The following is a 24,892-nucleotide window of genomic DNA, read 5'->3' as shown; positions in this document are numbered from 1 at the left end:
ACGGTTCACCGTCCCGCCGGCACGACAATGTCCTGACTGCGGCAACCGCGCCGCACGACATCGGGACAGGCGACGAAATCGCGCAAATCGCGGGACAGGCAGATGCGCGCCTCCTGCAAGGCGCCGCGCTGGCAGGTCACCGTCATCATGCCCGGCCTCAGACGCGGGTTGGCGGCGATGAAGGCGCGCTGGATGTCGAGCGGCGACACGAACAGATCTTCGCGCAGGGCTTTCAACTCGGGAGGAATCGCCACGGCGTCGCGCGCCGCGCGCACATCGGCAAAATAGTTTTGCGGGCTCTTGCCGGAACAGGCGCCATGGGCGCGCCATTCGTGCCGGGCGAGCCCCGGATCGGGATAGAGGTCGTTCAAGGTCGTCAGGACGCTGTAAGGCAGATCGCCGCCGTCGCAATTGGGCGGATAGCCCCGCGCATATTGCTGCCAGAGCCCGTGAACGACAAAGCCGGGATTGGCGCCGGGCGCGCACTGGCGCCGCGATCTCTCCGCGCCGCCCGTGGCGCAAAACGACGGCGACCACGACAGGGAGAGCAGATAATAATCAAAATCGCCCGAGGGCGTGGTCCCGCGCCGGCGAAAAGGTTCGGCGGCCCCGTCATTGTCGCGCGGCGCGGCCCGGTCATTGTCGCGCGGCGCGGCCCGGTCCTCAGACGGCGCAGATCCTTGTCGCGCCGGGCGCTGGTCCGCGCAATTGTCGAGGATGCAGTCGTTGGCGGCGCCAACCGGCGTCGCCGCCAGCAAAGCCGCGGCGACCGCCCAAACCTTCATCTCACCGCGCCCGAGCAATGCGGCGGGAATGCCCTCGCGCGGTCTTCGCCGACGGCGCAGAACTCGACGCCGGGCCCGAAGCCGACAAATCCGCCGCGCTCGATGATGTTGTATTTCACTTCACGGGGCCGGCCGTCGTTGAACATGGCGCGGATGACGCAATAGCGGCGCGGGATGAATTCGGCGCCGTGCTTGCGGAAGCCCACCTGCCTTTCCTGGCCCACGTCGAAGCTGACGATGGAGAGATCGCTTTCGCCGAACCAGAACTGCTTGGAGTCGAATTGGTCCTTGATGGCGCTGAGGATGCCGCCGTCGTCGCAGGCCGGCAGATCGCCATTCAGGGAGATGGCCCGGTCTTCGGCTGGAAAAGTATAAGGCGCCATGTCGCGCGACGCGGAGCCGGCGAAGGCCGGGAGCGCGAGAACGAATAAGGTCGCCGCGAGGGCGGGACGCGAAAAAAGCATGGGAATCCCCGGTATGCATTCGCGCAGACGATGCGCGAAACCGCCGCGCAGCGTCAAGGTTTTTCTACCGGGGGAAGCGCGCTCTCACCCCTGCCCGACCTGATAATCCTTGATGTCGGTGAACTGGATCGCCGGCCAGCGCTCCTGATCGTAGCGCAGGTTGAAGGCCGACTGCGCCAGGAAGACCGGAGCGCCGTCGAGGTCGTTGGCCATGGCCGTCGGATAGGCGCGGACAAATTTTTCCAGTTCCGCCGGCTGGTCCGAACTGATCCAGCGGCAGATTTCGAAACGGCTGGTTTCAAAGCTGACGGGCAGGCCATATTCGGCCTGAAGCCGCTCGGCGAGCACGTCGAGCTGCAGCGCGCCGACCACGCCGACCATGGCCGGCGAGCCGTCATGCGGGATGAACAGCTGCACCACGCCCTCTTCGGCCATTTGCTGCAGCGCCTCGCGCAGCTTTTTCGCCTTCATCGCGTCGCCGAGCTTTACACGACGCAAAATTTCCGGCGCGAAGCTCGGCACCCCGCGAAAGACGAGGTTCTCACCCTCGGTGAGCGTGTCGCCGATGCGCAGCGCGCCGTGATTCGGAATGCCGACGACATCGCCGGCAAACGCCTCTTCGGCGAGCTGGCGGTCCTGGGCGAAGAAGAATTGCGGCGCGTTGAGCGCGATGTTTTTGCCCGTGCGCGCCAGACGCGCCTTCATCCCGCGCGTCAGCTTTCCAGAAGAGACGCGCATAAAAGCGATGCGGTCGCGGTGGTTGGGGTCCATGTTCGCCTGAATTTTGAACACAAAGCCGCTCATTTTGGCTTCGCGCGGATCGACTGTTCGCGAGGCCGCCGCCACCGGCTGCGGTTCGGGCGCGAACTCGGCCAGAGCGTCGATCAAATCCTGCACGCCGAATTTTTTCAGCGCCGAGCCGAAGAAAACAGGCGTCAGGTGACCTTCAAGGAAAGCCTGGACGTCGAACGGCTTTTGCGCCTCGCGCGCCAGCTCGATCTCCTCCATCGCCAGCAGCGCGTCGCCATCGGAGGAAATTTCCGCGATTTTCGGATCGTCGGGGCCAGAAACTTTTATCGGCTCCGAATCCTCTTCCAGCAGCCGCACCAGATTGGCGCGCAAATCGTAGGTTCCCGCGAATCCCCTGCCCCGCCCGATCGGCCAGGTCAAAGCGACGGTGTCGAGCGCCAGGGTCTTTTCGATTTCGTCGAGCAGATCAAAACAGTCGCGGCTTTCGCGGTCCATCTTGTTGACGAAGGTGATGATGGGGATGTCGCGGAGACGGCAAACCTCGAACAGTTTGCGTGTGCGCGCCTCAATACCCTTGGCGGCGTCGATGACCATGATGGCCGAGTCCACCGCGGTCAGCGTGCGATACGTGTCCTCGGAAAAGTCTTCGTGGCCGGGCGTGTCGAGCAGGTTGTAGACGCAATCGCCGTATTCAAAGGTCATCACCGAGGTGACGACGGAAATGCCGCGTTCGCGCTCGATGCCCATCCAGTCGGAGCGGGTCTGGCGGCGATTGGCCTTGGCGCGCACCTCGCCCGCGAGCTGGATGGCGCCGCCGAACAGCAGCAGTTTTTCGGTCAGCGTGGTCTTGCCGGCGTCCGGGTGGGAAATGATGGCGAAGGTGCGCCGCCGGGCGACGGGGTCTTTGGACATGGTCAACCGCAATTTCTCATAGCGTTTTCAAGCGAAGGGGATGCCGGTTCGCGTGCGGAAAACGCGTGAAGCGAAGAATCAAGTCAGCATCCGGCGAACCGAGGTTCGCCGGATGCTGACTTGATTGCGGCTGATTAGAGCATGGGCCGCGAAAGGGGAAGCCTTTTCACGCCGGGGTCTTCTGCCCAGCCTTGTGCGCGGCGATCCATTTTTGCAGCTCGGCGACGTGGCCGGCCTCCTCCTCGACGAATTCGGCCGCGAGCGCCTTGATCTCGGGGTCGGTGGTGGTGTCGAGAACGTTCTTGTAGAAATCGTAGCCGGCCTGCTCGGCTTCGAGCGCGATTTCGAGCGCCTCGCCCTTGCCGATCATCGGATCGGCGCCCCAGATCGCGGCCTTTTCCGGGCTCTCGAAATCCGGCCACTCGAACGCCGCGGGCAACAGTTCCGGCACCTCGCGATAACCGGCGCGCGCCTTGGCGTCGCCGAGGTGGAGACGCGAATAGTCGGACAACTGGCGGAAAAGTTTCGCGGTCTCGCCATTGCCGGCGCTCTGCATGACGTCGGCGAGTTCGCCGAAGCGCTCGGCCGCCTCCTGTTCGAGACGAATGGCGTAGGCCAAAAATTCCTCGACGCTTTGCATCATTGTTCTCCTCTGCGTCCTGCTTTAGCGCCGGGGCCGCGGGGCAACAAGCCTGTTTTCTGTGCATGCCCGCCAAAGAGGCGGCGCCTTTGCCCGCTCTAATTCTTGCCTTAACGCATTTTCTTCACGCGAACCGGCATTCCCTTCGCTTGAAAATGCTTTAGCGCACGCGCTCCAGCCCCTTGCGCTGGAACGCGCCCTCCCGAAAAAACACCACCGCCTGGCGCAGCGCGTCGCCGTCCCAGGCGATCAGCGTGTGCGAGGCCGGCAGGCTGATGTGGTCGGCGAGGCCGGGCAGCCGCGTGCGCTCCACCGTCACCTTGCCGTCGTTGGGGCCGCGCAGGAAAAAATAGGACAGCAGCGGGTTGAGCGTGCGGTCGCCGGCGATCACCCCCACCGGAAAATCGATCGGGCCGCGTTCGGCCGAACAGGTCAAATCGTCGATGGCCGGGCCAAACAGCGACCGCAACAGCGGGCTGGAGGCGATGAAATCGGCGATCTCGCTGCCGCCGAGCGGCGGCGCCAGCATCACCACCTTGCCCAGGTTCTTCGGGCGGTCGCGCGCGATCAGCGCCCAGGCCACCAGCCCGCCCATGGAATGGGTAAGGAAATGCACGTCGCCCTCAAGCTTTTCGGCAAAGGCGCGCACCCGGGGCGCGAGCCGCGTCGCGTGCTCATCGACCGAAGCGCGGCGCGACGGATACGCCAGGTTGAGCGTCGCGAAGCCGCGCATCTCCAGAAAAGCCTGCGCGCCCCACATGGAGGCCGGGGTGCGGCCGAGGCCGTGCAGGAGGACGACCCCGTCGGTCACTCAGAGTTTCTCCTTGCGATGGTCGCGCGCCAGCAGCGAATAGACCGTCGGCGTGACGAACAAGGTGAACAGCGTGCCGATGCTCATGCCGGCGGCGATGACGATGCCGATGGCGGCGCGGCTTTTCGCGCCGGCGCCGGCGGCCATGATCAGCGGAATCACGCCGATCACCATCGCGGAGGTGGTCATCAGGATCGGACGCAGGCGCACGCCCGCCGCATGTTCGATCGCCTCGCGCGGCGAAAGCCCCTGGTTGCGCTGCATGGCGTTGGCGAAGTCCACCATGAGGATGCCGTGCTTGGAAATCAGCCCGATCAGCGTCATCAGGCCGATCTGGGTATAGATGTTGATCGAAGCGGCGCCGAAGAACCCCATCACGTTGAGCGGCAGCAGCGCGCCGAACATGGAGGTCGGCAGCGCGATCAGAATGATCAGCGGGTCGCGAAAACTTTCGAATTGGGCGGCGAGCACCAGATAGATGACGATCAGCGAGAAGGCGAAGGCCAGCGCCAGCGTATTGCCCTCCTGCACGTATTGCCGGCTCTCGCCGAGGAAATCGTAGGTGTAGCCCTCGGGGAAAATTTCCGTCGCCTTGGCCTTCAGGAAGTCGAGCGCCTCGCCGACCGTCCGGCCGGGAAACGGCACGCCCGACAGGGTCGCGGAGTTCAATTGCTGGAACGAGGTCAGGGCGTTGGGCTGAATCTTTTCCTTGATCTGCACCACGGTCGAGAGCGGCGTGAGCGTCCCCGAGCTGGTGCGCAGGTGGTAGCGGGTCAGCCAGTCGGCGTCGAGGCGGAACTCGCGCGGCGCCTGCGGAATGACTTGGTAGGAGCGGCCGTACAGGCTGAAGCGGTTGACATAATTGCCGCCCAAAAAGGTGGCGAGCGTCGCGCCGATGTCCTGCATGGAAATGCCGAGCGCATTGGCCTTGGCCGCGTCGATCTTCACCTCGAGCTGCGGCGTGTTGAACTTCAGATCGCCGTCGGTGAAGATGAACAGGCCGCTCTTGGCCGCCTCGGCCTGCAGGCGGTCGAGCACGCCGGACAGGGTCTGGAAGTCGCCGGCGGTGCGGATGACGAATTGCACCGGCGGCCCCCCGGCGCTGCCGGGCAGCGACGGCAGAGCAAAGGCGACCACCTGTCCGCCCGGAATTTCCGCGAGTTTCGGCCCCAGCCCCTGCAGCACCTGCTTCTGGCCCTTTTCGCGCTCGCCCCAGGGTTTGAGAATCATGCCGGCTATGCCTTGCGTGACGCCCTGGGAGCCGTTGATGGCGAACACATGGTCCTTCTCGGGCACGCCGTCGAGCACGCGCTGCAGATTGCCGGTGACCTGCTCCATATAGTCCAGATTGGCCGATTGCGGCGTCTTGACCATGGTCAACAGAAACCCCTGGTCCTCCTCAGGGGCCAGTTCGCGCGGCGTGGAGAAATAGAACACGCCGGTCAGCGCCAGCGCCGCCGCGAGGTACAGCAGCGTCACCGGCCGATTGTTCAGCGCCCGGTGCAGGCGGGCCTCGTAACGCAACCGCAGTTTTTCGAAAAGGGCGTCGAGTTTTTCCGCCAGCCCCTTCTTGCCGTCCTCACGGCGATGGGAGCGCAGCAGCCGCGAACACATCATCGGCGACAGCGTGAGCGCGATGAAGCCCGAGACGATCACCGAGCCCGCCAGGGTGAAGGCGAATTCCTTGAACAGCGCGCCGGAGAGGCCGCCGACAAAACCGATGGGCGCATAGACGGCGGCGAGCGTCACGGTCATGCCGATCACCGGCAGCGCGATCTCGCGCGCGCCCTTGATCGCCGCGTCGTAGGGCGTCATGCCCTCCTCGATGTGCCGATAAATGTTTTCCACGACCACAATCGCGTCGTCCACCACAAGGCCGATAGCGAGCACGAAGGCCAGCAGCGTCAATAGGTTGATGGAATAGCCGAGCAGCAGCATGAACAGCATCACGCCGATCAGCGACAGCGGAATGGTGACCAGCGGGATGATGGTCGAGCGGAGGTCGCCGAGGAACAGGAAGATCACCAGGACGACGATCAGGACCGCTTCGAGCAGCGTTTTCTGCACCTCGTAGATCGAGGCGCGGATGAATTCGGTGGCGTCATAGGCGACCGCCGCCTTGAGGCCGGTGGGCAGGCCCGCCTGAATGTTCGGGAAGGCTTTGCGCACATCGGCGATGACGCTCAGCGGATTGGCGGTCGGCGTGCCATAAATGCCGATGAACACCGCCTTGAGCCCGTCGAACACGGCGGAGGATTCGGCGTTTTCCGGCCCGAGCTGGATTTTGGCGACATCGCCGAGCCGCACCAGCGCATCGCCCCGGTTGGACACGGTGAGCTGGGAAAACGCCCTGGCGCTTTCGAGCGAGGTCTGCGCGTCGATGGAGACCTGCGTATAGTCCGACTTGATCTGGCCGGCGGCGGAGGTGAAATTGTTGGCGATCAGCGCCAGGCGGATGTCCGCCGCGGTCACGCCGCGCGCCGCCATGCGGTCGGGATCGAGCCAGACGCGCATCGCGAAATTCTGGCCGCCGAGGATCTGGGCGCTGGCGACGCCGTCGATGGTTTGCAGCGCGGGCTGGACGACGCGGGACAGATAGTCGTTGATCTGCGGCCCCGTGAGGTCTGCCGAGTTGAACGACATGTACATCAGCGCCGTGCTCTGCCCGGCCTGTTTGACCACCACGGGGTCCAGCGCCTCGCGCGGCAGCAGGTACTTGACCTGGTTGACCTTGGCGAGCACGTCGGTGACGGCGCGGTCGGCGTTGGCGTTGAGGCGCAGATTGAGCGTGATCAGCGAGGTGTTCTGCTGCGAGCTCGACACCATCGTGTCGATCCCTTCGGCGCTCGCCACCGCCTGCTCGATGGGGGTGGTGATGAACCCCTTGATCACCTCGGCGTTGGCGCCGGGATAGCTCGTCGTGATGGTGATGGTCGCCGAGGACAGATTGGGATATTGCCGGATCTGCATCTGGAATCCGGCCTGCGCGCCGACCAGCAGGATCAGCAGGCTGACGACGCTCGCCAGAACCGGCCGGCGGATGAAGAGATCGGTAAAGGCGCCCATTATCTATCCAATGTGGACTGCCACTGAAGGCGTTTATGAACGCCCGCCTCGCGACGGGCTCTTGCGAGTCGAAAAATCACCGAACGTTGCGGCTGCCGGGGGCGCCTCCCTTCTCCCCTTGCGGGAGCAGGTGTCGCGCGCGAGCGCGACGGATGAGGGGTTCGTCCCTGAAACTCATTGCAGCGGCAACGGTTTTTGCGGCGGCAGGCCCGAATTGGCCTCGATCGTCACCGGCGCGTTGGGCTGGAGCTTGATCTGGCCTTGCGACACCACCTTGTCGCCCGGCTTCACCCCCTCGGAGATCGCCACGCGCTCTCCGCGCGTGTCGCCCAGCCGCACAAACCGCCGTTCGGCGCGCAGCGGCCCGTCAAGACCTTTTTGCGCATCCTCGGGGACGACGACGTAAACCGAATCGCCATAGAGCGAATAGGCGATGGCCGTGCGCGGAACGGAGACGACGTCGTGCGGCTTGCCCGCCTCGACCTCGACATTGCCGAACATGCCGGGCAGCACCTTCTTGTCCGGATTGGCCATTTCGGCGCGCACCAGCAGCGTGCGGGTTTCGCGGTCGACCCGCGCGTCGAGATTGACGATTTTTCCCGTGACCTTCAAGCCGCCGAGCAGGTCGACTTGCGCCGTCACGCTCTGGCCGATCGCCAGATCGCTGAAAAACTGCTCCGGCGCGGCGAAATCGATATAAATGGGGTCGAGCTGCTGCAGGGTCACCAGAGGGGCGCCGGCGGCGACATATTGCCCGACATCGACCTTGCGGATGCCGATTCGCCCGGCGAACGGGGCCAGGATGGTTTTTTGCGCGATGATCACCTTGGCGCGCTCCACGGCGGCGGCGGCGGTGTCGCGCGCGGCGATGGCGGCGTCGAGATTGGCCTGGGCGGCGACGCCGCGCGCCATCAGCGATTGCTGGCGCTGGTAGGCGATCTCGGCGTTCTTCAACGTGGCGGCGTTGGACTTCAGCTCGGCCTGCTCGATGGCGTCGTCGATGCGGAACAGCAGCGCGCCCTGGAGCACGTCCTGGCCGTTTTTCACCGCGACCTCGGCGATAATGCCCGCCAATTGTCCGGCGACGTCGATGCCGGGCACGGCCTTGAACGAGCCGATGGCGGCGAGGCGCGGCGTCCAGGTTTCGGACCGCGCCTCCTCGACGGAAACGCCGCTCGCCGGACGCGGCATTTTCGCCATGAAGGCAGCCACCATCGACGGCTTGACCTTGAACTGGAAGTAGGCGAGTCCGCCGACCACGGCCGACAGAATGATGAAAGTGAGGAGGAAAGACCTGACGCGCATGATTTCCGTCTGTGCTCAATGCGAAGCGCTTTGTACGGAGGCCGAAGCGAAAGGGCAAATGACTTTTGAGTCACAATCGCCTCGCTTTCGCCAGAGTTCCGCTATTCCTAACCTTACGATGGAGGCGAATCGTGGCGAGAGTGTTGACGACGGTTTTTGCGCTCACGGCCCTGTGCGCGCCGGCCCTGGCCCATCCGCATGTCTGGGTCGCCGCCCGCGAGGAGGTTTTGTTCGACGCGCAGGGGCGGGTCGAGGCGGTCAGGCACATCTGGACGTTCGACGAAATGTATTCCGCCTTCGCCGTGCAGGGCCTGGGCAAGGACGGCAAGCCGCCGACCCGCGAGGAGATGGCGCCGCTGGCGAAGATCAATGTGGAGTCGCTCGCCGCGTTCCAGTATTTCACCGCCGTCAAGACGGGTCCGACCTATCAGGAATTTGGCGAGCCGAAAGATTATTCGCTGGAGGCCGACGCCAACAAAATCGTCACGCTGCGCTTCACCCTGCCGCTGAAAACCCCGATTTCCGCGCATAAGCCCGTCACCGTCATGGTTTACGATCCCACCTATTTCGTCAGCATCGAGCTGGAGAAGAAAGATCCGGTGATCCTGAAGAGCGCGCCGTCCGGTTGCTCCATGACCACGATCAAGCCCGACCCGCTCAGCGCCTCGGACCAGAGCAAGATGACCGAAAGCTATTTGTCCGGCCTGGCGCCGGGCCAGGATTTTGGCGTGAAACTCGCGCCCCGCACCCTGGTGGCCTGCCCATGAGGCGGTTTTTTGTCGTGGCGCTGATGTTGGCGTCCAACCCGGCGCTGGCGCAGATCGGCAAAAGAAATCCGTTTTCCCTGGGGGTCGATGAAGGCTCGGTCGGCAATGCCGGGCGCATCGGCCTGTGGCTGCTGCATCAGCAGGGGGAGTTTTACAAAACCCTTCGCGGCGGGGTTGAAGCCGCGCTGCACGACCCCTCGGCGCTGTTGTCCCTGGCGGCCGCCGCCTTCGCCTATGGGGTTTTTCACGCCGCCGGCCCCGGCCACGGCAAGGCGGTCATTTCCTCCTACATGCTCGCCAACGAGCGGGCGATGAAGCGCGGAATCGCTTTGTCGGTGCTTGCCGCCGGCTGGCAGGCGCTGGTCGCCATCGCCCTGGTGGGCGTGGCCTCGCTGCTCCTGGGGGCCACGGCGCAAACCATGACCGCCGCGACCTCCCTTGTGGAAAAGACGGCTTACGCGCTGATCGCCGGTTTCGGCGGCTGGCTGCTGTGGCGAAAGGGCGCGGCCCTGCTCGCCGCGCTGCGCCCACCGCCGCCGCCCTCGCGCTTCCAATGCGATGACGGCAGCGGCGCCCATCCCGCGGATTGTCCGCATTGCGTCGCGCCCGACCCGAAAAAACTCGCCGGCGAGCTGTCCTGGCGCCAGGGCGCGGCGACCGTGCTGGCGGCGGGCTCGCGCCCCTGTTCCGGCGCGATTCTGGTGCTGGTGTTTTCCGCCGCGCTGGGCGGTTTTCAAATCGGCGTCTGGGCGACGCTCGCCATGGCCGCCGGCACGGCGCTGACCACCGCCGGGCTCGCGGCGGGCGCCGTGCTGTTCAAGTCCGGGATGACGCGGTTGCTCGGCGGCCAGCAAAACCGCCGCGCCGAAATTTTTGCCCGCGCGCTCGAGGCGCTGGCCGCGCTCGCCGTCTTCCTGCTCGGCCTGTCGTTGCTGGCGGGTCTGCTGGCGTCGGGCGGCTGACAATCGCTCGTATTGGATTGCGCGTATAAACGGTACGGTGAGACTTTCATTCCAATCTCCTCGCAGGAGGCCGCCATTATCTCTCCCCACAAACTTTTCGAGCAGAAACGGGTCCGCGACGCCATGAATGCGTCGGCGCCATCCGTGCATCCCGAGGATTCCGCCTGCCATGCCGCGGAAATCATGATCAAGCTGCGGGTCAGCGGCCTGCCCGTCGTCGATGCCGAAAACCGCCCGATCGGCGTGGTCAGCGAGAGCGATTTTCGCTACGCCGACGCCGCTGAGCGCGCGCGGCAGCGCGAGGCCTGGGTGCGCTACATTTCCGAGGGCCAGGCGATCTCCTCGGCCTATCTCGAAGCGCTGGAATGCGAGGCCGACCAGGTCAAGCGCATCATGGCCTCGCCGGCGATCTGCATCGACGAGGACGCCAGCCTGGTCGAGGCCGCCGAAAAGCTGGCGGAACATCGGCTTCGCCGCCTGGTCGTGACCCGCGACGGCAAAGTGACCGGCATCGTCGGCCGCTCCAGCCTGCTGCGTTACTTCGCCCCGCAACAGCGCACGGCGCGCCCGCTGCCGACGCCCGACGAGTTCGAGGCGGCGATCGAGGCCGCCGGCCTGCCGCCGGTCAAACCGGCGAAGCCGGCGCCGCCGCCCGCGCCCGACGGGGTCGTCAACGCGGCGGAGCTGAAACAGCTGGTTTCGGATTACGAGCGCCGCAAGGCGGAGCTGAAGGCCGATGTCGCGCGGCAAACGCAGGCCAAGCGCGACGAGGCGATCAAGCATCTCTTGCACGCGAAATTCACCGACGCCGAGATGGGGCAATTGCTCGCCCGCGCCGTCGAAGCGGCGCGGCGCGGCGAAACCGGCTGCGCCGCCCTCGCCTTCCCCGTCGCGCTATGCACGGACGCCGGGCGCACCATCAACCTGCCTTCCCCGGACTGGCCGGCGAGCCTGCGCGGCAAGGCCGCCGACTTTTTCCTGCGCTGGGAGAGCGAGTTGAAGCCGCTGGGCTACGCGCTCTCGGCGCGCATCTCCAGCTTTCCCGACGGATACCCGGGCGATGCGGAGCTTTCGCTGGTCTGGGGCCGCTCGAACGGCTGACGCCCTTGGAACACCCTCGCCCGCGGAGCGCTTGAAAGCGGCCTCCGAGGGCGAGGGCTGATCTCGTTTTCAGTTCAGAGAAACAAAGCGTCTCGCACGGTTTCCGAACGATCGCTTCGCGATCCGCGCAAACGAAATCGCGCGGAAATCCTCCACGCGAAGGACGGATTTCCGCGCGAGCGGAATACGATTTCCGAACGGATCGTTCGGAAATCGTCTCAATCCATCAATTGCAAATGCGCACGGTGCGGATGCGCCAGCCATAGGGGGTCTGAACGCGCGCGCGACGCAACACGCAATAGCTGTCGTAATAGTCGTAGCCGGCGTAGACCGGAACGCCCCAACCGCCGCCCCAGCCCCAGCCGCCGCCCCAGCCGGCATAGCCCCAGCCCGGACGCCAACCGGGACGCGCCCAGCCTCCGCCGCCCCAACCGGGACGACCCCAACCGCCGCCGCCCCAGCCGGGGCGTCCCCAACCGGGGCCGTGCGCCCAGCCGCCGCCACCGTGGCCCCAACCGCCGCCGCCCCAGCCGCCATGGCCGCCGCCCCAACCGCCATGGCCGAAGCCGCCGCCCCCATGGCCGAAGCCGCCGCCGCCGAAACCGCCATGACCGAAGCCGCCGCCGCCAAACCCGCCGTGGCCGCCAAACCCGCCGCCGCCGCGCGCCGACGCGGGATCGGCAAAGGCCGAGATCGACACGGCGACCGCCGCGCTCAGTGCGAACTTCACGAAAGATGACGCCATTGACGCTCACTCCTCTTTCCTTCAGGCGCGAAGCTTACGCAGTTCACGTCTGAACTCAAGATTAACGGGGGCCTTGGCCGCATCGCTGGGCCACAGCGGCGATCATACCTTCGTGAGCGGACCGCCTGGAGCCTTGACGGACCGCCCTAGGCCGCCGCCGCCATCTCCGCCGCCATCCGGTTTACGGCGGGATAGTCGATCTTGCCCGAGCCCAGCAGCGGGATTTCCTCCACCACCACCACCTGCGCCGGCAGCATCAGCTCCGTGGCGCCCATGCCCTTGGCGAAGGGAATGAAATCGCTGCGGTTGGCGTTGGCGTGTTCGGTGAGCAGGATCAGCTTTTCGCCTTTTCGCGGGTCCGGGGCGGTCACCACCGCCAGCTTCGCCTCCGGCCAGAAGGCGCTGGCCAAAGCCTCGACCGCCGCCAGCGAGATCATCTCGCCGCCGATCTTGGCAAAACGCTTGGCCCGACCCTTGATGGCGACGAACCCCTGGCTGTCGATGTCGACGATATCGCCGGTGTCGTGCCAGCCGTCCGCGGGCCTTTCGATGACGCCGGGATTCTCCGCGCGCAAATAACCCATCATGATGTTGGGGCCGCGCACATGCAGGCGCCCGCCTTCGGAAATGCCGGGCACCGGCTCCAGCTTGGCCTCGATCCCCGGCAGCAGCCGGCCGACCGTGCCGAACTTGTTGAACATCGGCGTGTTCAGCGCCAGCACCGGCGCGCATTCGGTGACGCCATAGCCCTCGAGAATGCGCAGCCCGAACTTTTCGTCATAGGTTTTCCGCGTCGACGCTTTTACGGCTTCCGCGCCGGCGATGACATAGCGCAGCGAGCGGAAATCGTAGGGGTGCGCCGAGCGCGCATATCCCGCGAGCAGCGTGTCGGTGCCGAACAGGATGGTGGCGTTGCCGCCATAGACCAGTTCGGGAATGACGCGGTAGTGCAGCGGCGAGGGATAGAGATACAGCGGCACGCCGGAGGCCAGCGGCAAAAGCATGCCCGCCGTCAGGCCGAAGGAATGGAACACCGGCAGCACGTTGAACACCAGGTCCTGCGGGCCGAAATCGATACGCGCCGCCGCCTGCGCGATGTTCGACAGAATATTCTGGTGCGACAGCATCACGCCTTTGGGCGCGCCTTCCGAGCCCGAGGTGAACAGGATGGCCGCGCAGGCCTCCGGGTCGCTCTCGTGGATCGGCTTGCGCGCGTTCATGATGGCGCGCAGTTTGTCGAGCGTCGAAATCTTGGCCTTGACGTCTTCAAGCCAGACGAACTTGACCTTTTCGCCGACCCGGTCGACCAGCGCCTGCAAATTGGCCTTTTCAATAAAACCGCGCGAGGAGACGATGGTGTCCACCTTCGCCGCCGCGCAAGCCGAGATAATGTTCGCGGGACCGGCGGTGAAATTGATCATGGCCGGCGGATGATTGGCCGAGGACAGCCCAAGAACCGACACCGCCGCCGCATTGGAATTGGGCAGCATCAGGCCGATGGGCGCGCCCGGTTCGGCCAGCGCATCGAGCTTTTCGCCCAGCGCCCGGACGCCGATCAGCAGCTTTTTGTAAGTCAGCTTGCCGCCGATGGGATCTTCCACCGCGACGCGGCCCACCCCGTATTTCTCCGCCGCCTCGATCACCGAATGCAAAAGGCTTTTTTTGGCGTCCGTGGTGCGGAAGACGAGGTCCGACATCACCTGATAGAGGGCGGCGCCCGCCGCCATGCGCCGCGCTTTTCCGCGCAGCTTTTCGTCGACCTTCAGTTCGACCGGCTCCAGCACGGTGACGCGCACCTTTGGAAACCAGCGGCGCGGCGCCTGCTCGCGCGACAGGCGGGAGAAGGCGGTGGCCTCCAGGCCGTCGAGGCGCACCGGCACGACCTTGACGCCGGCCTTTTCGGCGATCATGCCGGCGCCGTCATAAACCTTCATCAGCGAGCCCGTGACGGTCAGGCGACCCTCGGGAAAAATCACCAGCGAGGCGCCGTCGCGCACTTCCTTGATCAGGCCGCGCGTCGCCAAGGGTTTGGTCGGATCGAGCGCATAGGTGCGGGCGAAGCGCAGGAACGGCTTGACCCACCACGCCTTGGCGATCTGTGAGTCGATGGCGAACACCGGCTTGCCCTCGAGCAACGAGAAGGCGAGCGGCGCGTCGAGAAAACTGACATGGTTGAGGGCGACGATGCAGTTCGGACCGGCCTTGGCGAAATTTTCGCGCCCCACAATTTCCACGCGGTAAAAGGCGCGGAAAACGATCGAGAGGAAGTCGCTCAAGGGGTTGGTCGGCAAGGTCTTGAACATCCACAGAGCCGCGGCCAGGCAGGTCAGGCCCATCAGGCCAAATAATGCCGCAAAGTCAAGCCCAAGCGCCTGGAGCGCGGCGACGGCGATCGCGCCGATCACCATGAAGGCGGCGTTGAGCACGTTCACGGCGGCCACCACCCGCGCCCGCTTGTCGGCGTCGGCCCAGGCCTGCGCCGCCGAGAAACTGGGCACGGCCAGCACGCCGCCGGCAAAGGCGATGCCGAACAGGTCGGCGCCCACCCGCCAGGCCAGGGCATGGCTGAAGAAATCGCCCTGCGTCAACGCGCCGCTGCCGTTGAGCGCCAGCGCCAGTTCGACGGAGAAGAAACCCATCACCAGAGTGGCGATCGGCGCCGGCAGCAGGACGATGCGACCGGCGCAGAGGAAGGCGCCGAGGCCCGAGCCGAGCGCCACCGCCACGGCGAAGGCGGCGAGATAAGAGGAGACGGCCATCTCGTCGCCGCCAAGCTGCATCTTGACCAGGGTCGGCAGCAACGACAACGCGATGGAGCCGAACATCCAGAACAGGCTGACCATGACGCCGGTGCGCCACAGACGGCTGTCCGCCCAGAGTTCGGCGATCAGCCGGCCGGTGGAGCGAAAAATGTTGGTCTCGATCCGAAGATCGGGCGCGGCCTCGCTGGTTCCAGGGATGAACAGGCTGGCGGCATAGCAGGCGGCGGCGACGCCAATCATGGCCCAGGCGAAATGCGCGGGATCGCCGCCGCCCCGCGAGGCGAAACCGCCGGCGAGCGTGCCGAGCAGGATGGCGACGAAGGTCGCGCCCTCGATCAGGGCGTTGCCGGCCGGGAGTTCGCTCTTTTTCAAGTGATCGGGCAGGATGCCGTATTTGATCGGCCCGAACAGGGCGGAAATGCAGCCGAACAGGCCGAGCGCCAGGAACAGCAGCGGGATGGATTGCAAGGCGAAGCCGCCGACCGCCAGCGCGGCGGCGAGCATTTCGGTGAGTTTCAGCCGCCGCGCGATCATGGCCTTGTCGAAGCGGTCGGCCATTTCGCCACCCAGGCCCGACAGCAGGAAAAACGGCAGGATGAACAGGCCGCCGGCCAGCGTCACCAGCGTTTTCGCGGAGGCGTCTTCGCCCACCCCCGCCATCTTGAACATGATCAGGAAGACCAGGGCGTTCTTCAAGAAATTGTCGTTGAAGGCGGAAAGGAATTGCGTCCAGAACAATGGCGCGAACCGGCGCTCGGTCATCAAGGCGAACATCTGATCCTCCCGAAGGCCGCAAAATGCGGCCAAAAGCGGAAATTATCCGTTGACGCGGGGACCGCTCCCTTTTGGCCGGAGCGGTCCGATTCAGGATTCACTTGTTGATGTCCATCAGCAAGCGTTCGGTCTTGGCTTCCTCGATGCGATTCAACAGTTTTTCGGCTTCATGCTTGTCGCGCGCGGTTTTGGTCACGGACACGCAGGACTGCACCAGCATGACCACGCCCATGCCGAGATAGGATTTGGTCCACATATCGACGGGCAGGAAGAAGATGCCGGCGCCGACCATGAAAAAAGCCAGCACGAATGTGGCGTAAGTGAAGGTGACCCAGGCGGAGGAATGAGACGCGGCGTTCTGGTTCATGATCCTGATCCTTTTGTCGAAGTTTCGGTGAAGGGCTCGATCCACTCCCTCTCCCCGCTCAAGCGGGGCGAGGGCGCGTCACTCACGCGGCGGACGCAGCGGCGGCGTTTTTCGCCCGCAGCCTTGCGAAAACATCCTCGGCGGCGGGGCGCAAACGCGGGCCGCAGCCGGCCTGGGCGAGCTTTTCCGCCATCGTTTCGGGGGAGCGCTCGTTTTCAAAACCGGCCAAAGCCTCTTCGGCGTCGTCGGCCAGCTGATTGCGCTGGTTGAGGCGCGCCAAGGTTGCTTCCGCCTCCTCAAACCCCGCGCGATAAAAATTGCCCGCCTGCGCGTCGCGGCGCAGCTGGCCAAGCGAGTCTTTCGCGCGGGCGAGATTGCGGCCCCTGTTGAGTTCGGCGAGGCGGGCCTCCGACTTGCGCAGCCGCGCCCGCATCTTTTCACATTCGCGCTCGCACAGGTCGCAGGCGCGGCGGCTGACCTCCCGGTCGGCTTCGAGATCGGCGATCAGGCCGGCGGTCTCCAGCGCCAGATCGTCGCGGCCCTGGTTCAGCGCCGCGCAGGCGCGGCTTTCCAGATCGGCGATCTGCGTCTCCAGCATCTGCAAACGGCGGCGCTCGGCCTGGTGCTGGGCCGAGGCGAGCGCCATGGCCTTTTTCGCCTGGGCCAGCGCCGCGACGCAGTCGCGGATCTGCTGGTCGAGAAGGGTCAGGGCCTGGGCGTCCGAAAATGTCTCTTCAGCGATAAAGGTCCGGGCGCGAAACAGTGTGACAAGCGTCTTGAACATTGCGATCCCCGTGTTATGAACATTGTTCACAATCTAGCTGTAGCGCAGTTTTGAACGTTGTTCAAGACAAATGTTGAACATAGTTCACAATCTAGCTCCCAGGGCAAAAAGACATGACCAAAGCCGAGGACCGCCGAACCCTCCAGCGCGAGCGCCTGATCGAGACGGCGGAGGCGACCATCGCGCTCTCAGGCCACGCCGCGCTGAAAGCCCGCGACCTCGCAGCCAGCGTCGGGGTGTCGCTGGGCGGCCTCTACAATCTGGTCGGCGACCTCGACGAGCTGATGCTGCTGGTGTCGGCGCGCACCCTGCGCCGGCTCGACGCGGCGCTGGGCGCCGAGGCCGGCGACGACCCCGTCGAACAATTGGTCGGCGCCGCCCTCGCCTATTGCCGATTCGCCCGCGACAACCTTTCGCTGTGGCGCGCCGTGTTCGAGCATCACCCGGCCGCCGTCCCGGACTGGCATGTCGAAACCCAGCTCGGACTGTTCCGTCACCTCGCGGAACCGCTGCGGCGGATCGCCCCGCACAAGAGCGAGGCGCAACGGCAATTGCTGGCGCGCACGTGGTTTTCCGCCGTCCACGGCGTCGTGCTGCTCGGGCTGGAGGCAATGCTGGTCGCCGTGCCCTATGACGCGCTGGAGGCGCAGATCGCGGAGATGGTCCGGGCCTTGTGCGCGGGCGCGCGACAGGGTTAACGTAATTTTACAAAGCCGCTTGATCGCGCGCGACAAAAGCGCGCATAAGCGAAAAATCACGTCAAAAGGCGGATTGAGGAAACGGAGCAGGGTGATGGCGGAATTGCAGGCCCCGGCGAGCGCTGGGAAGAAGAAAAAGGGTCCCTTTTACAAACTGCTCTATGTCCAGGTGCTGTTCGCCATCGGGCTTGGCGTGGTCTGCGGCATTTTCTTCCCCGATTTTTCCACCACGCCCGGCGTGAAGGCGCTCGGCGACGGCTTCATCAAATTGATCAAGATGGTGATCGCGCCGATCATCTTCTGCACGGTCTCCTCGGGCATCGCCCATATTCAGGACGCCAGCAAGGTCGGCCGCGTCGGCGTCAAGGCGCTGATCTATTTCGAGCTGGTCTCCACCTTCGCGCTGCTGATCGGTCTGGCCGTCGGCAACTGGTTCCAGCCGGGCGCGGGCTTTTCCGGCAAGATGGGCGACGCGGCGGCGGTTGAGAAATACGCCGGCACCCACCGCACCACGGTCGATTTTCTGCTCGGCGTCATCCCGGATTCCGTGGTCGGCGCCTTCGCCGCCGGCGATATTTTGCAGGTCCTGCTGTTCTCGATCCTGATGGGCTTTGCGCTTCTGGCGCTCGGCGAACGGGGCGCGCCGCTGCGCGCGCTGATCGACACCTCGGCGCAGGCCGTGTTCGGCGTCATCAACATCGTGATGAAGGCCGCGCCCATCGGCGCCTTCGGCGCCATGGCCTACACCGTCGGCAAATATGGCGCGACCTCGCTCGGCAGCCTCGCCTCGCTGGTTGGCGTGTTCTATCTCACCTCGGCGCTGTTCATCGTCGTCGTGCTCGGGACCATCGCGGCCATCGCCGGGTTCAACATTTTCAAGTTCCTGGCCTATATCAAGGACGAGCTGCTGATCGTGCTCGGCACCTCCTCCTCGGAAAGCGCCCTGCCCCAATTGATGGAAAAGCTGGAGCGCGCGGGCTGCGCCCGCCCGGTGGTCGGCCTCGTCGTTCCCACCGGCTACAGTTTCAATCTCGACGGCACCAACATCTACATGACGCTAGCGACCCTGTTCATCGCCCAGGCGCTGAACATCCACCTCGACCTGATGCAGCAATTGACCATCCTGCTGGTGGCCATGCTGACCTCGAAAGGGGCGTCCGGCATCACCGGCGCGGGCTTCATCACGCTCGCCGCGACGCTGGCCGCCGTCGATCCGCGTCTGGTGCCGGGCATGGCCATCGTGTTCTCCATCGACAAGTTCATGTCGGAGAACCGCGCGCTGACCAACATCATCGGCAATGGCGTGGCCACGGTGGTGGTGGCGGCCTGGGAGGGCGAACTCGACCGCGCCAAGCTGAAGGCGGCGCTGTCGGGCAAGCTGGAGCCAATCACCGCGTAAACGCAACCCCCACAGCCGTCATGCCCGGGCTTGTCCCCGGGCATCCACGCCGACCCGCGCGAGACATTGTTTTCATTTCGCGTGGCGGCGCCGCGTGGATGGCCGGGACGACGCCCGGCCATGACGACATGGAATGGCAGGATAACGAGATAAGCCCGTGATTGTGGACCTGTGCCTGGACCGAGGCGCCGTGCTGCAGAACGAGACGTCCGCTTCAATCGCCGCCGCCGCACCCGCCGCCGCAGGACGATCCGCCATCCCCGCCGCCATCGCCCCCGCCATGGCCGTCGCCGTCTCCCCCGCCCAATCCCGACGTCGTTCCGTCAACGGAGCTGTCGCTGAAATCGCCGCCGCAATAGGCGGAGGCGACGCCCCGGTCGCGCAAGGCCCGGCAATCCGTGGAATAACGAAATCCGTCGGCGATGCGCAATTGTGCGTCCAGCGCGAACAGCAGCGGCAGGCGGTCGGGTTTTCGCGGATTGATCGCCTCTTCGGCGCAACAGGCGCTCCACACCCGCCGCAACCCGGCGTTGGACTCCCGCTGCGCCGGCTTCAGCGCCAGCGCCGGGGTGTGATGGAGGAAGCCGCCAAAGGCTTTTTGGCAAAAATCCTGGTAGGCGCGGGTGAAAAGGATGAACTCGTGCCAGAGATCGTCCACCACCTGCGAGGGCATGGCGACATAGGCGCGTCCGCCCGAGAGATAGGCGCGAAAAAATTGCCGCAAGCCCAGCTCGACGCGGGCGACATCGGCCGGCGACAGGCCGGGCCGGCGCTTGCGAAACCGGTCGATCAGGCCCGGCGGCCAGCCAAAATCGTCGATGAAGTCGCGGCGGCGAATGCGTCGCGTGATCGCCCAATAGACCAGCGCGGAGAACGCAAGGACGCCGACGACGCCGGCGACGACCAGCGCGGCCTGCCTCACCTCAATTCATGCGCCACAGAACGAAATTGAGCACCCCGGCGAACCCCACCCACAGCGCCAGGGGAACGAACAGCCAGCCGGCGAGCCGATCGAACCGCCAGAACACCAAACCCGTGGCGACCACCAAAATCCATTGCGGGATCACCACCATGAGCCCGTACAGGGGGCTTTGGGCGGCGAAAAACGCGAAGGACCACAGCACGGTGAACAGCAATTGCCCGAGAAACAGGCCGACGGCGAGCTGCTTTCCCGGCTGGCGCGGCAGCATCAGGATGCGCCAGAACGCCACCGCCATCAGGCAGTACAAAAACGTCCAGACCGGGCCGAACACGGCGTTCGGCGGATTGAACCAGGGTTTTTGCAGGCCCTCGTACCACGGGACGAGATTGGGCGCGGTCGCCATCTGCCCCAGCAGCGAATCGAAAAAGACGAGACCGGCGGCGATGACGCCGGCGCGGCCGGGCGACATGCCGGGGCGCAATGGGGTTTGGGGGGCGTCCGTCATAAGCTCTCCTGAGGCGCGGCCTGGCTTTTTTGTTTTAACGCATTGTCTTCACGCGAACCGGCATCCACTTCGCTCGAAAATGCTTTGAAGGTCCACATGCGGTGAACGATGAAATTGATCACCAGGATCAGGCCGGTGGTGAACATTTGCGCGAGAATGTAGGGAACGCCGAGTTTTGAAGTCAGCAGCGCCATCAGCGCCCAGGTCATGAAGAAGCCGGCGGCGGCCACCAAAGCGAAGCGCCAGCCGGCCTCTGCGTGGGTGCGGTCGGTTTCAAAGGTGTGGCGGCGGTTGAGGATGTAATTGGTGACGCCGCCGACGACATAGCCGGTGAGGGCCGAGGGGATCACCGGCGCATGCGCCAGTTCCCGCAGCCCGATCATGACGGCGTAATGGGCTGACGTGGCGATGCCGCCGACGACGAGGAAAGAGGAGATCTGGCGCCTCAACATCGCGTCAACGCGGCGGCAGTTGCGCGAAATAGGCGGCGAGGCTGGTCATCTCGTCGTCGCTCATGTGGCGGCTCATGTGTTGCATTTCCTGATGCGGCCGGCGCCCGGCGCGGAAGGCCTTGAGCTGGTTGAACAGATAGGCTTCGTTCTGCCCCGCCAGATTGGGAATCTCCGCGTCGCGCCCGATGCCGTCGAGACCGTGGCAGGGGATGCATCCGGCGATCAGATCGGTCTGCGCCGCCAGAGCGCCGGGCGACAGGGCGACGCAAGGCAACAAGGCGAGGATCGGCAAAACGGGGCGCATGCGAAAAATCTCGGCGGCGACGGTTGGGCTCTTAGCATGGCCGCGTGAAAAAGTCGTCATTCGATGACGCACGCCTCATGAGGCGTGCGAAAAGGGTTCACAGTCGAAAAAAACTCGTTTAACAGGTGCGGCTTGTGTGGGACCGCGACCGCGGCCCCGGACCGCGCGCGCCCTCCTTGGCGCCAGAACGCCGGTCCTCGGGCCGGCGCGCGGCCTTTTTCATATGCGGCCTCCCGCCGCCCGACATAACTAAAGAGCAGCCATGCCGAAACGGACAGACATCCAGACGATCATGATCATCGGCGCGGGGCCGATCGTCATCGGGCAGGCCTGCGAATTCGACTATTCCGGAACCCAGGCGTGCAAGGCGCTGAAAGCCGAGGGTTACCGGATCGTCCTGGTCAATTCCAATCCGGCGACCATCATGACCGACCCGGATCTGGCCGACCGCACCTATGTCGAGCCGATCACACCGGAAATCGTGGCGAAGATCATCGAGAAGGAGCGCTACGCCGTCCCCGGCGGCTTCGCCCTGCTGCCGACCATGGGCGGCCAGACCGCGCTCAACTGCGCGCTGTCGCTCAAGAAAATGGGCATACTCGAAAAATACGACATCGAGATGATCGGCGCGACGGCGGAAGCCATCGACAAGGCCGAGGACCGCGAGCTTTTTCGCAAGGCCATGACGAAAATCGGCCTGGACACGCCGAATTCGCATCACATCAAGACGCTGACCCAGGCGCTTGCGGCGCTCGACGACATCGGCCTGCCCGCGATCATCCGCCCGTCGTTCACGCTGGGCGGCACCGGCGGCGGCATCGCCTACAACAAGGCCGAGTTCATCGACATTGTCGAGCGCGGCATCGACGCCTCGCCCACCAACGAAGTCCTGATCGAGGAAAGCGTTTTGGGCTGGAAGGAGTATGAGATGGAGGTGGTCCGCGACAAGGCGGACAATTGCATCATCATCTGCTCCATCGAAAACCTCGACCCGATGGGGGTGCACACCGGCGATTCCATCACCGTCGCTCCGGCGCTGACCCTGACGGACAAGGAATACCAGATCATGCGCGACGCCTCGCTGGCGGTTTTGCGCGAAATTGGTGTTGAGACGGGTGGATCGAACGTGCAGTTCGCCATCAATCCGGCCAACGGCCGGATGATCGTCATCGAGATGAACCCGCGCGTGTCGCGTTCTTCCGCGCTGGCGTCGAAAGCCACCGGCTTCCCCATCGCCAAGGTCGCGGCGAAACTGGCGGTGGGCTACACGCTCGACGAGATCGCCAACGATATTACCGGCGGCGCGACCCCGGCCTCGTTCGAGCCGACCATCGATTACGTGGTGACAAAAATCCCGCGTTTCGCCTTCGAAAAATTCCCCGGCGCCGAGCCGGTTCTGACCACGGCGATGAAATCGGTGGGCGAGGCCATGGCCATCGGCCGCACCTTTGCCGAATCGCTGCAAAAGGCGCTGCGCTCGCTGGAAACCGGCCTGTCCGGCCTCGACGAATTCGAGATCGAGGGCCTCGGCCGCGGCGACGACATGAACGTGCTTCGCGGCGCGTTGGGCACACCCACGCCCGACCGCATCCTCGTCGTGGGCCAGGCGATGCGCATGGGCATGAGCCAGCAGGACATTTTCGAGGCCTGCAAGATCGATCCATGGTTTTTGGCGCGCATCGGCGAAATCATCGACCTGGAAAACAAGATCAAGACTTTCGGACTGCCGAAGGACGCCGACAATTTCCGCGCGCTGAAGGCGGCCGGTTTTTCGGACCTGCGGCTCGCCTCGCTCACCGGCAAGAACGAGGCTGATATCGCCGCGTTCCGGCGGGAGCTCGACGTGCGCCCGGTCTACAAGCGCATCGACACCTGCGCGGCCGAGTTCTTCTCGCCCACCGCCTACATGTATTCGACCTACGAGACCCCGTTCGCCGGCGTTCCCGCCTGCGAAGCGCGGCCGAGCGACCGCAAAAAAATCGTGATTCTCGGCGGCGGCCCCAACCGCATCGGCCAGGGCATCGAGTTCGACTATTGCTGCTGCCACGCCTGTTTCGCGCTGAGCGACGCCGGCTTTGAGACCATCATGATCAACTGCAATCCGGAGACGGTCTCGACCGACTACGACACGTCGGATCGCCTCTATTTCGAGCCGCTGACCCGCGAGGACGTCCTCGAAATTTTGGCGAAGGAAAAGGAAAACGGCGCGCTGGTCGGCGTGATCGTGCAGTTCGGCGGCCAGACGCCGCTAAAACTCGCCAAGGCGCTTGAGGACGCGGACATTCCGATTCTCGGCACCTCCGTCGACTCGATTGATCTGGCCGAGGATCGCGACCAGTTCAAGCGCCTGCTGGACAAGCTCGGCCTGAAGCAGCCGAAGAACGGCATCGCCTATTCGGTGGAGCAGGCGCGCATTGTCGCCAGCGATCTCGGCCTGCCCCTGGTGGTGCGCCCGTCCTACGTGCTCGGCGGCCGCGCCATGGCGATCCTGCGCGACCAGAGCGATCTCGACGATTATCTGTTGGGCACCCTGCCCGGCCTCGTCCCCTCCGACGTGAAAGCCCGCTATCCCAACGACAAGACCGGCCAGATCAACACGGTTCTGGGCAAAAACCCGCTGCTGTTCGATCGCTACCTCGTCGACGCGGTCGAGGTGGACGTGGATTGCCTGTGCGACGGCAAGGACGTGTTCGTCGCCGGGGTGATGGAGCATATCGAGGAAGCCGGCATCCATTCCGGCGATTCCGCCTGCTCGCTGCCGCCGCGTTCACTGGCGCCCGAAATGATCGCCCGGCTGGAGGAGCAGACCAAGAAACTGGCGCTGGCGCTCAACGTCGGCGGGTTGATGAACGTGCAATATGCGCTGAAGGACGGCGAGATCTACGTGCTCGAAGTCAATCCGCGCGCGTCGCGAACCGTCCCGTTCGTCGCCAAGGTCATCGGCCAGCCCATCGCCAAGATCGCCTCGCGCATCATGGCGGGCGAAACCCTCGCGTCGTTCGGGCTCAAACCGTGGAAGGGCGGGCATGTCGGCGTGAAGGAAGCCGTCTTCCCCTTCGCCCGCTTCCCCGGCGTCGACACGGTTTTAGGTCCGGAAATGCGCTCCACCGGCGAGGTGATCGGCCTCGACCGCTCGTTCGACGTCGCCTTCGCCAAGAGCCAGCTCGGCGCCGGCGCCAAGGTGCCGACCTCGGGCGCGCTGTTCGTCTCGGTGCGCGAAACCGACAAGGAGCGCGTGCTCGACGCCGTCAAACTGCTTTCCGGCCTCGGCTTCAAGGTCCTGGCGACCGGCGGCACCGCCCGTTTCCTCAGGGAACAGGGGATTCCGGCCGAGCGCATCAACAAGGTGTCGGAGGGGCGCCCGCATGTGGTGGACGCCATCAAGAACGGCGGCGTCCAGCTCGTGTTCAACACCACGGAGGGAGCGCAGGCCCTGGCCGATTCCCGCTCGCTGCGCCGCGCCGCCCTGCTGCACAAGGCGCCCTATTACACCACGCTGGCGGGCGCGCTGGCGGCGGCGGAAGGGGTCCGCGCCTACCGCGCCGGCGACCTGGAAGTGCGGGCGTTGCAGGACTATTTCGATTGACCATTTTCGCGAGCGCTCCAACCGCGCTCGC

The 24,892-nt window shown here is 65.0% G+C and carries 21 protein-coding genes; 6 read left to right on the top strand and 15 right to left on the bottom strand.

What is annotated here, in order from left to right; all coding sequences use genetic code 11:
• Positions 1–5: 5 nt before the first annotated feature.
• From GJ654_RS15145 to GJ654_RS15115, 7 genes are all read right to left on the bottom strand, one after another.
• On the bottom strand, positions 6–785 hold the full coding sequence (locus GJ654_RS15145) for a ribonuclease T2 family protein (protein ID WP_155447009.1): 780 nt from the start codon (positions 783–785) through the stop codon (positions 6–8).
• On the bottom strand, positions 782–1,249 hold the full coding sequence (locus tag GJ654_RS15140; RefSeq protein WP_155447008.1) for a hypothetical protein: 468 nt from the start codon (positions 1,247–1,249) through the stop codon (positions 782–784). Before GJ654_RS15140 ends, GJ654_RS15145 begins: the two co-directional genes overlap by 4 nt.
• An 84-nt stretch (positions 1,250–1,333) precedes the next feature.
• A complete protein-coding gene (locus GJ654_RS15135) occupies positions 1,334–2,911 on the bottom strand; it encodes a peptide chain release factor 3 (protein WP_155447007.1) in 1,578 nt (525 codons plus the stop codon).
• A gap of 166 nt (positions 2,912–3,077) precedes the next feature.
• Entirely contained in the window at positions 3,078–3,551 is a 474-nt protein-coding gene (locus GJ654_RS15130) for a ferritin-like domain-containing protein (RefSeq protein WP_155447038.1), read from the bottom strand.
• A gap of 160 nt (positions 3,552–3,711) precedes the next feature.
• Entirely contained in the window at positions 3,712–4,362 is a 651-nt protein-coding gene (locus GJ654_RS15125) for an esterase/lipase family protein (RefSeq protein WP_264586194.1), read from the bottom strand.
• A complete protein-coding gene (locus GJ654_RS15120; protein ID WP_155447006.1) occupies positions 4,363–7,428 on the bottom strand; it encodes a multidrug efflux RND transporter permease subunit in 3,066 nt (1,021 codons plus the stop codon). It lies immediately after the preceding gene.
• 174 nt (positions 7,429–7,602) lie between these two features.
• Positions 7,603–8,733 carry an efflux RND transporter periplasmic adaptor subunit gene (locus GJ654_RS15115; RefSeq protein WP_155447005.1) on the bottom strand — a complete coding sequence of 377 codons (1,131 nt, stop codon included), beginning with the start codon at positions 8,731–8,733 and terminating at the stop codon, positions 7,603–7,605.
• Positions 8,734–8,864: 131 nt separating this feature from the next.
• On the opposite strand from GJ654_RS15115, the gene GJ654_RS15110 reads away from it, so the two are divergent.
• The 3 genes from GJ654_RS15110 (at position 8,865) to GJ654_RS15100 (ending at position 11,563) form a co-directional block, all read left to right on the top strand.
• Positions 8,865–9,500 (top strand): DUF1007 family protein, encoded by a 636-nt coding sequence (locus GJ654_RS15110; protein ID WP_264586193.1) that lies wholly within the window; start codon positions 8,865–8,867, stop codon positions 9,498–9,500.
• Positions 9,497–10,462, top strand: coding sequence for a nickel/cobalt transporter (locus tag GJ654_RS15105; RefSeq protein WP_155447004.1), 966 nt, complete (start codon positions 9,497–9,499; stop codon positions 10,460–10,462). The genes GJ654_RS15110 and GJ654_RS15105 overlap by 4 nt, the downstream gene beginning before the upstream one ends.
• A 123-nt stretch (positions 10,463–10,585) precedes the next feature.
• Positions 10,586–11,563: a CBS domain-containing protein gene (locus GJ654_RS15100; protein ID WP_155447003.1), complete on the top strand. Its 978-nt coding sequence runs from the start codon at positions 10,586–10,588 to the stop codon at positions 11,561–11,563.
• 226 nt (positions 11,564–11,789) lie between these two features.
• On the opposite strand, the gene GJ654_RS20985 is transcribed toward GJ654_RS15100, so the two are convergent.
• The 4 genes from GJ654_RS20985 to GJ654_RS15080 form a co-directional block, all read right to left on the bottom strand.
• On the bottom strand, positions 11,790–12,308 hold the full coding sequence (locus GJ654_RS20985) for a hypothetical protein (RefSeq protein ID WP_155447002.1): 519 nt from the start codon (positions 12,306–12,308) through the stop codon (positions 11,790–11,792).
• A 146-nt stretch (positions 12,309–12,454) separates the two neighbouring features.
• Positions 12,455–15,844, bottom strand: a complete 3,390-nt coding sequence (locus GJ654_RS15090; RefSeq protein WP_155447001.1) for an acyl-[ACP]--phospholipid O-acyltransferase — start codon at positions 15,842–15,844, stop codon at positions 12,455–12,457.
• Between the two features lie 97 nt (positions 15,845–15,941).
• Positions 15,942–16,211 (bottom strand): YiaA/YiaB family inner membrane protein, encoded by a 270-nt coding sequence (locus GJ654_RS15085; RefSeq protein WP_155447000.1) that lies wholly within the window; start codon positions 16,209–16,211, stop codon positions 15,942–15,944.
• Positions 16,212–16,293: 82 nt separating this feature from the next.
• Positions 16,294–16,995, bottom strand: coding sequence for a PspA/IM30 family protein (locus GJ654_RS15080; RefSeq protein WP_155446999.1), 702 nt, complete (start codon positions 16,993–16,995; stop codon positions 16,294–16,296).
• Between the two features lie 113 nt (positions 16,996–17,108).
• Between GJ654_RS15080 and GJ654_RS15075 the strand changes: the two genes are divergently transcribed.
• Positions 17,109–17,693, top strand: coding sequence for a TetR/AcrR family transcriptional regulator (locus tag GJ654_RS15075; protein WP_155446998.1), 585 nt, complete (start codon positions 17,109–17,111; stop codon positions 17,691–17,693).
• A 94-nt stretch (positions 17,694–17,787) separates the two neighbouring features.
• Positions 17,788–19,092, top strand: a complete 1,305-nt coding sequence (locus GJ654_RS15070) for a dicarboxylate/amino acid:cation symporter (RefSeq protein WP_155446997.1) — start codon at positions 17,788–17,790, stop codon at positions 19,090–19,092.
• 214 nt (positions 19,093–19,306) lie between these two features.
• Here the strand turns inward: GJ654_RS15070 and GJ654_RS15065 are convergent, their stop codons facing one another.
• The 4 genes from GJ654_RS15065 to GJ654_RS15050 are packed head-to-tail and all read right to left on the bottom strand — an operon-like array spanning position 19,307 to position 21,335.
• On the bottom strand, positions 19,307–20,014 hold the full coding sequence (locus tag GJ654_RS15065; protein WP_264586192.1) for a glycine-rich domain-containing protein: 708 nt from the start codon (positions 20,012–20,014) through the stop codon (positions 19,307–19,309).
• A gap of 1 nt (position 20,015) precedes the next feature.
• The gene (locus GJ654_RS15060) at positions 20,016–20,519 is read right to left on the bottom strand and encodes a TspO/MBR family protein (protein ID WP_246664769.1); all 504 of its coding nucleotides are present in this window, start codon (positions 20,517–20,519) and stop codon (positions 20,016–20,018) included.
• Positions 20,516–20,971: a GtrA family protein gene (locus GJ654_RS15055; protein WP_155446996.1), complete on the bottom strand. Its 456-nt coding sequence runs from the start codon at positions 20,969–20,971 to the stop codon at positions 20,516–20,518. Before GJ654_RS15055 ends, GJ654_RS15060 begins: the two co-directional genes overlap by 4 nt.
• A gap of 4 nt (positions 20,972–20,975) precedes the next feature.
• The gene (locus tag GJ654_RS15050) at positions 20,976–21,335 is read right to left on the bottom strand and encodes a c-type cytochrome (RefSeq protein ID WP_155446995.1); all 360 of its coding nucleotides are present in this window, start codon (positions 21,333–21,335) and stop codon (positions 20,976–20,978) included.
• Positions 21,336–21,537: 202 nt separating this feature from the next.
• On the opposite strand from GJ654_RS15050, the gene carB reads away from it, so the two are divergent.
• A complete protein-coding gene (carB, locus tag GJ654_RS15045) occupies positions 21,538–24,861 on the top strand; it encodes a carbamoyl-phosphate synthase large subunit (RefSeq protein WP_155446994.1) in 3,324 nt (1,107 codons plus the stop codon).
• Positions 24,862–24,892 lie beyond the last annotated feature (31 nt).

It is taken from the genome of Rhodoblastus acidophilus (assembly GCF_009720655.1).
GTDB lineage: Bacteria > Pseudomonadota > Alphaproteobacteria > Rhizobiales > Beijerinckiaceae > Rhodoblastus > Rhodoblastus acidophilus_A.
This window is presented reverse-complemented; position numbering and strand designations above follow the sequence as displayed.

Excerpts from the sequence above, each read along its gene's own strand:
- GJ654_RS15145 (WP_155447009.1), bottom strand. The coding sequence starts at position 785 with ATGAAGGTTTGGGCGGTCGCCGCGGCTTTGCTGGCGGCGACGCCGGTT.
- GJ654_RS15140 (WP_155447008.1), bottom strand. The coding sequence starts at position 1,249 with ATGCTTTTTTCGCGTCCCGCCCTCGCGGCGACCTTATTCGTTCTCGCG.
- GJ654_RS15135 (WP_155447007.1), bottom strand. The coding sequence starts at position 2,911 with ATGTCCAAAGACCCCGTCGCCCGGCGGCGCACCTTCGCCATCATTTCC.
- GJ654_RS15130 (WP_155447038.1), bottom strand. The coding sequence starts at position 3,551 with ATGCAAAGCGTCGAGGAATTTTTGGCCTACGCCATTCGTCTCGAACAG.
- GJ654_RS15120 (WP_155447006.1), bottom strand. The coding sequence starts at position 7,428 with ATGGGCGCCTTTACCGATCTCTTCATCCGCCGGCCGGTTCTGGCGAGC.
- GJ654_RS15115 (WP_155447005.1), bottom strand. The coding sequence starts at position 8,733 with ATGCGCGTCAGGTCTTTCCTCCTCACTTTCATCATTCTGTCGGCCGTG.
- GJ654_RS15105 (WP_155447004.1), top strand. The coding sequence starts at position 9,497 with ATGAGGCGGTTTTTTGTCGTGGCGCTGATGTTGGCGTCCAACCCGGCG.
- GJ654_RS15100 (WP_155447003.1), top strand. The coding sequence starts at position 10,586 with ATGAATGCGTCGGCGCCATCCGTGCATCCCGAGGATTCCGCCTGCCAT.
- GJ654_RS20985 (WP_155447002.1), bottom strand. The coding sequence starts at position 12,308 with ATGGCGTCATCTTTCGTGAAGTTCGCACTGAGCGCGGCGGTCGCCGTG.
- GJ654_RS15090 (WP_155447001.1), bottom strand. The coding sequence starts at position 15,844 with ATGTTCGCCTTGATGACCGAGCGCCGGTTCGCGCCATTGTTCTGGACG.
- GJ654_RS15085 (WP_155447000.1), bottom strand. The coding sequence starts at position 16,211 with ATGAACCAGAACGCCGCGTCTCATTCCTCCGCCTGGGTCACCTTCACT.
- GJ654_RS15080 (WP_155446999.1), bottom strand. The coding sequence starts at position 16,995 with ATGTTCAAGACGCTTGTCACACTGTTTCGCGCCCGGACCTTTATCGCT.
- GJ654_RS15075 (WP_155446998.1), top strand. The coding sequence starts at position 17,109 with ATGACCAAAGCCGAGGACCGCCGAACCCTCCAGCGCGAGCGCCTGATC.
- GJ654_RS15070 (WP_155446997.1), top strand. The coding sequence starts at position 17,788 with ATGGCGGAATTGCAGGCCCCGGCGAGCGCTGGGAAGAAGAAAAAGGGT.
- GJ654_RS15060 (WP_246664769.1), bottom strand. The coding sequence starts at position 20,519 with ATGACGGACGCCCCCCAAACCCCATTGCGCCCCGGCATGTCGCCCGGC.
- GJ654_RS15055 (WP_155446996.1), bottom strand. The coding sequence starts at position 20,971 with ATGTTGAGGCGCCAGATCTCCTCTTTCCTCGTCGTCGGCGGCATCGCC.
- GJ654_RS15050 (WP_155446995.1), bottom strand. The coding sequence starts at position 21,335 with ATGACGACTTTTTCACGCGGCCATGCTAAGAGCCCAACCGTCGCCGCC.
- carB (WP_155446994.1), top strand. The coding sequence starts at position 21,538 with ATGCCGAAACGGACAGACATCCAGACGATCATGATCATCGGCGCGGGG.